General features: G+C 78.0%; 4 protein-coding genes and 1 pseudogene. 2 read left to right on the top strand and 3 right to left on the bottom strand.

Annotated elements, in window-relative coordinates; genetic code table 11:
- Positions 1-823: pseudogene (locus AC3WUG_RS19220) on the top strand (hypothetical protein); the annotation flags it as partial.
- A gap of 120 nt (positions 824-943) precedes the next feature.
- Here AC3WUG_RS19220 and AC3WUG_RS19215 read toward each other — a convergent pair.
- Positions 944-3,973, bottom strand: a complete 3,030-nt coding sequence (locus AC3WUG_RS19215) for an alpha-mannosidase (RefSeq protein ID WP_492329138.1) — start codon at positions 3,971-3,973, stop codon at positions 944-946.
- Between the two features lie 259 nt (positions 3,974-4,232).
- Here AC3WUG_RS19215 and AC3WUG_RS19210 point away from each other — a divergent pair, with 259 nt between their 5' ends.
- Complete coding sequence (locus AC3WUG_RS19210; protein ID WP_492329137.1) at positions 4,233-4,478, top strand: STAS domain-containing protein; 246 nt, start codon at positions 4,233-4,235, stop codon at positions 4,476-4,478.
- Between the two features lie 141 nt (positions 4,479-4,619).
- Here AC3WUG_RS19210 and AC3WUG_RS19205 read toward each other — a convergent pair whose 3' ends face one another.
- Positions 4,620-5,348, bottom strand: a complete 729-nt coding sequence (locus AC3WUG_RS19205; RefSeq protein ID WP_492329136.1) for a class II aldolase/adducin family protein — start codon at positions 5,346-5,348, stop codon at positions 4,620-4,622.
- Positions 5,345-5,970, bottom strand: a 626-nt coding sequence (locus tag AC3WUG_RS19200; RefSeq protein WP_492329135.1) for a nucleotide-binding domain containing protein, incomplete at its 5' end; no start/stop codon positions are given. The genes AC3WUG_RS19205 and AC3WUG_RS19200, both read right to left, overlap by 4 nt.

Raw genomic sequence — 5,970 nt, 5'->3', positions numbered from 1 at the left:
CGCCGGGGCCGCGGGGCTCGCGGCGTGCGCGCTGCTGCGCGGCCCGGGCGACGCCGCTGCGGCGCGGGCGGCGCTCGACGTCGTCGAGACCGACTTCCCGGACGTGCTGCGGTCGGACGTCGCCGGGTTCGTGCGGGCCGCGCTGGCCGCTCGGGTGCCGGGCCGCGAGCGCGGCGACCGCGCACCCCGTGCGGAGCCCGCGCCCGGTGGGGACCGTGCGCGCTCGGCGGACGCGGGAGCCGGGCCCGGGCGCCGGGCCGTGCTGGTCACGGGCGCGGAGCCCTCCGCGGGCGACGAGGCGACGGCCCGCTGGCTGCGGTCGCGCGGGTTCGACGTGCGGACGGCGTCGACCTGGCCGCCCGCCGACGACACCGGCGTCGACCTGATCGCGCTCACCCCCGACGCCCCCGCGGCTGCCGCCGGGGCGCTGGCCGCCGCCGCTGTGCCGGTGCTCGCCTGGGGTCGGCTGGTGACGCTGGGCGTGGCGACCGACTCGGGCGTGCTGCTCGACCGCGACCGGCTCGTGCGCGACGACGGCAGCGACGGCCCCCGCGAGGTGCTCGTGCACCGCGGCGCCGGGCGGCTGACCTGGTGCGAGCCGGTGCCGGGGGCCCGCGTGCTGGCGCGCGCGCCGGAGCCGGAGCCGCGCCCGGTACTCGTCGAGGTGCCGGCGGGCACGCCGCTCACCACAGGCGATCCGGCGCCGGCCGCGCGGACGGTCGCATTCCTCACGGACGACGGCGCCGCACGCTGGCTGCTGACCGACGCGGGCCGGTCCCTCCTCGACGAGGTGCTGACGCGCCTGCTGCCCGCGCTGCGCTGAGTCGCCGCGCACCGCCACCGGGTCCCCACCCGATTCTCACGTCACCCCCTGGATGATCGGGAGGCAGCGCGAGAATCGGATGGGGATCGCGCGGGCGCCCACGACGGCCGCGTCGACGCGTCAGGCGCGGGTCAGGCGGAGGGTCACCACCTGGAACGGGCCCAGGTCCAGCGCCAGCGCGCCGTCGCCCGCGTCCGTGAGCGGCGCCAGCGCCGCCACCTCCGGGTCCTCGCGCTCGAGCAGGTCGCGCACCGACGCCCCCGCGCAGGCGAACCCCGGGCGCACCACCGCCCGCGACCGCCCGCCGCGCGCCTCGTACAGCCGGACCACGACGTCGCCCGAGCGGTCGTCGGCGAGCTTCACGGCCTCGACCACCGCGCCCTCGACGGCGACCAGCGGCTCGACCGCGCCCGCGCCCCGCACCCGGCGGGCCGGCAGGTTGATGCGGTAGCCCTCGCGCACGGCCTCGTCGATCCCCGCGCCGGGCACCAGCGCGTACCGCATCGTGTGCCGGCCCTGGTCGGTCTCGGGGTCGGGATACCGCGGCGCCCGGACGAGCGACAGCCGGACCGTCGTGGCCCCGGCGCCGCGCGCGTCCCCGGGCCCGGGGCGGCCGACGTCGTGCCCGTAGGTGGAGTCGTTGACGACGGCGACGCCGTAGCCGGGCTCGGCGACGTGCAGCCACCGGTGCGCGCAGATCTCGAACCGGGCGGCGTCCCAGGACGTGTTGGTGTGCGTGGCCCGGTGCACGTGGCCGAACTGGGTCTCGGCCGTCGACCGCTCCGCGTGCACCGCCAGCGGGAACGCCGCCTTCAGCAGGGTCTCGCGCTCGTGCCAGTCGACGTCGAGCGCCAGGTCGACCCGGCGCTCGCCCGCGGCCAGCGCGATCGTCTGCACGTACGCCGAGTCGCCGTCGTGCCGGGTGACCCGGACCTGCGCGCGCGCCGGGTCCGCGTCGTCGACGTCCAGCGCGGTCACCGACCGGACCTCGCGCACCCGGTGCCGGTAGAACTCGTCGACGTCCCACGCGTCGAACCGGACGGGCTGGTCCGGGTGCAGCTGCAGCACGTTGGCGGCGGCCCCGGGGGCCAGGACCTCGCGGTCGGCGACGAGGTCCCGCACCGACCCGATCGTGCCGTCCGCGTCGACCCGCACCCGCAGCAGCCCGTTGTCGAGCACGACCGCGTCGCCGTCGCGGGTCACCGTCACCGGCGTGCCGGGCGTCGCCGGGGTCCCCGCCGCGAGCGCCGGCACCCCGTCCCGGTCGTGCGGTGCCGCGTTCGCCAGCACCTCCACGTCCCCGGCCCCCGCTGCCGCCGCCAGCGACTCCGCCACCAGCGCCTCGAGCTCGCCCGCCAGCCGGCGGTAGGTGTCCCGGGCCTCGCGGTGCACCCACGCGATGCTGCTGCCGGGCAGGATGTCGTGGAACTGCAGCAGCAGCGCGTCCTGCCACAGCCGGTCCAGGTGCTCGTACGGGTAGTCGGCCCCGGCGCGCACCGCGGCGGTCGCGGCCCACAGCTCGGCCTCGCGCAGCAGGTGCTCGGTGCGCCGGTTGCCCTGCTTCATCGCGAGCTGGCTGGTGTACGTGCCGCGGTGGAACTCCAGGTACATCTCGCCGGACCACACCGGTGCCTGCGGGTACTCGGCCTCGGCCGCGGCGAAGAACTCCGCCGGGGTCTCGACGACGACCCGCGGCGAGCCCTCCAGGTCGGCGACCCGGTGCGCGGTCTCCATCATCTCGCGGGTGGGGCCGCCGCCCCCGTCGCCGTAGCCGAACGGGAGCAGGCTGCGGTTGGCCGGGCCGGCGTCGGCGAAGTTCGCCACCCCGTACGCCAGCTGCTCGCCCGAGAGCTTGGCGCCGTAGGTGTCGGCGGGCGGGAAGTGCGTGAACACCCGCGAGCCGTCGATGCCCTCCCACCAGAACGTGTGGTGCGGGAACCGGTTGGTGGTGTTCCAGGACATCTTCTGCGAGAGGAACCACCGCGCCCCGGCCAGCCGCGCGAGCTGCGGGAACGCGCCCGTGTAGCCGAAGGAGTCGGGCAGCCACACCTCGGGCTGCTCCTCGACGCCGAGCTCACGGGCGAAGTACCGCCGACCCTGGACGAGCTGGCGGGCCAGGGCCTCGCCGCCAGGCAGGTTGGTGTCCGACTCGACCCACATCCCGCCGACGGGCACGAACTGGCCGGACGCGACCTTCTCCTTGATCCGGGCGAACACGTGCGGGTGGTGCTCCTGCACCCAGGCGTACTGCTGCGCGGACGAGCAGGCGAACCGCAGGTCCGGGTAGGCGTCGGCGAGCGCGGCGACGTTCGAGAACGTGCGGGCGCACTTGCGGATGGTCTCCCGGACCGGCCACATCCACGCCGAGTCGATGTGCGCGTGGCCGACGGCGGAGACGCGGTGCGCGCTGGGCGACGCGGGGGCGGCGAGCAGGTCGGCCAGCTCGGCGCGGGCGGCCGCGGCCGTGCCCGGGACGTCGCGGACGTCGAGGGCGTCGACCGCCCGCTCCAGGCCGGCGCGGACCCGCTCGCGGCGCGGGTCGTTGACCGGGAGCTGGAGGGCGAGCTCGTGCAGCACCTGGACGTCGAGCGCCAGCGCCTGCACCTCCTCCTCCAGCACGGCGACCTCGGCCCGGGCGAGCCGGTAGAGCAGCACGTCCGGGACGGTGTCGAGGTCGCCGAGGTCGGTGGTGGGGGAGCCGCCGATCGACGGGTTGGCGGCGGCCTCCACGTACAGGTCGATCGGCTCGCCGCCGCGCGCCGGGTCGGCGACCGGGACGTAGAGGTTGCGGGGCTCGATGCCCTTCAGCGGGACGCCGTCCGGCGTGTAGACGAGGCCCTCGGCCTCGAAGCCGGGCCCGCCGGTGCGGAAGCCGAGGTCGACGAGCACCTCGACGCGGCGCCCGGCCATCTCGGGCGGGACGACGCCGCGGAGCCGGAACCAGCTCGTGGACCAGGCGCGGCCCCACGGCTCGCCGACGGCCGTCGGGGCGAAGGGCAGCCGGACGGCCTCGGCGAACGGCACGGGCTCGCCGGGCAGGTGGGCGACCGTGACCTCCAGCGGGGTGCGGTGCGTGTGGACGACCGGGAGCACCCGGTCCGTCAGGACGCGCTCGATGCGGGCGGTGAGGTCGGACAGGGTGCGGTGCACGGTTCTCCTCGGCGTGGTGCCGCGCGGCTCCGTCCGGGGTGCGGCCGCGGGCGGTCCGCGTCCCGGACACCGTGCGACGCCGGACGGATGTAGGAACGTTGCCACACTAGGGGATGTGCGAGTTCGCACACCAGGGGCAGCCGGGGCGTGGGACGGCGGACGGAGCACCACTTCCCCGCGCGCCGCGAGAGAACCGCTCCTACCCTCGCAGCGCGGGGTGCAGCAGCGGCGGCCCGCGACGGAGCGGGGAGGCGGGGCCGTGGACGTCACGATCGACCTGGGGCAGCCGACGCAGCCGTCGGTCATCGCCGTGCGCGGCGACCTCGACGTGCACAGCGCGTCCGCCCTGCGCGAGGCGCTGCACTGCCTCATGGGCGCGACCGGCGAGGAGCTCACGGTCGACGCGACCGCGGTGCGCGTCGTCGACGAGGCCGGGCGCAGCACGCTCGAGGCCGTGCAGCGGCACTGCCGCGAGTTCGGCGGCCAGGTGCGGCTGCCGGCCTGAGCCCGCCGCGGGGCCTGGTGCGCGACCGCGGGCCCCGCGCGCTCCGAGATTGCAGAAGGTGCGGGGTTCCGGCGGGTCGAACCCCGCATCTTCTGCAAGTTCGGCGGACCGGCAGGGGAGCGCGGGGAGCGAGTCGGCGGGTCAGCGGGCGCGGAGCGCGGCGACCTGTGCGGCCGTCAGGCGGCGGTGGGGGACGCCCGCGAGCAGCAGCACGACCTGCGCCGCGGCCTCCAGCTCCTCCGCCAGGTCGAGCGCGGCCGGCAGGTGCACGCCCGCGACCAGCGAGCCGTGGTTCGCCAGCAGCATCACGGGTGCGTCGGGCGCCAGCGCCGCCACCCCCGCGGCGAGCGCCTCCGAGCCCGGCAGCGCGAACGGCGCCACCGGCAGGTCGCCGAGCCGCATGACCTGGTACGGCGTCACCGCGGGCAGCGGCCCGGTCGCCGTCTCCCGGGGCAGCGCGGCGGGCTCCAGGCAGGACGCGGCGACGGCGGCGGGGGAGTGCAGGTGCACGACGGCGACGGCGTCGGGCCGCGCGGCGTACACGGCGCGGTGCAGCGGGAGCTCCTTGGACGGGACCGGGGCGCTCGGGTCCGCGCTCGGCGGCCCGGGCTCGACGGTCGCGACGGCCAGGTCCCGCGGGCCGACGCGGGACATGCTCGACCCGGTCGCCGTGATGAGCAGCGACGACCCGACCCGGACGCTGACGTTGCCGGAGCCGCCGGGCGACAGCCCGCGCGCGGCCAGGTGCCGGCAGGCCGCGACCAGCGGCTCGCGGGCGGCGTCGACGGTCGCCGCCTGGAGCTCGAGGTCGCCCGGGCCGGGAGGGGCGGCCCACGGGTCCCAGGTGGCCTTCGGGCGGTCCCCGGTCACGGGCACGCCTCCCACGCCGTCGTGAACAGGTCCGGGCCCCCGAAGTTGCCCGACTTGAGCAGCACCGCGACGGCCGGCCCGTCGACCGGCACCATCCAGGGGACGCCGGGCGCCGCGGCCGGCCCGACCCGCAGCACGCCGAGCCCGAGCGCCGCGGCGACCGCCCCGGAGGTCTCCCCGCCCGCGACGACGAGCCGCCCGACGCCGAGGTCGCGGACGGCCCGCGCCGCGACCTCGCCCGCGGCGCGCTCCAGCACCGCCGCCGCCCGCCGGACCCCGAGCCGCTCCTGGGTGCCGCGGACCGCGTCCGGGTCGGCCGACGACGACACGAGCACCGGACCGGGGCCGTCGGCGTAGGCGGCGCGCAGGGCGTCGAGCACCGCGTCGAGCGCGCCGTCCGGGTCGGCCGCGAGCGCGTCGGCGTCGAGCGGGACCCGCGGGCCGGGGAACCGGTCGACCTGCTCGCGGGTGCGGGCCGAGCAGGAGCCGGACACGACGAGCGCCCGGCCCCGGTCGGCCCCGCGCACGGGGGCGTCGGCCGGGTCCGCCGCGTCGTGCGCCCAGGTGCGGGCGAGCGCGGCGGCGAACCCGGCCGCCCCGCCCAGGAGCACCGGCCGCCCGC

The organism is Cellulomonas sp. EB106-03-03-XG116, assembly GCF_058792015.1.
The sequence above is the reverse complement of the archived record's forward strand: the minus strand, read 5'-3'. Positions and strand labels throughout refer to the sequence as shown.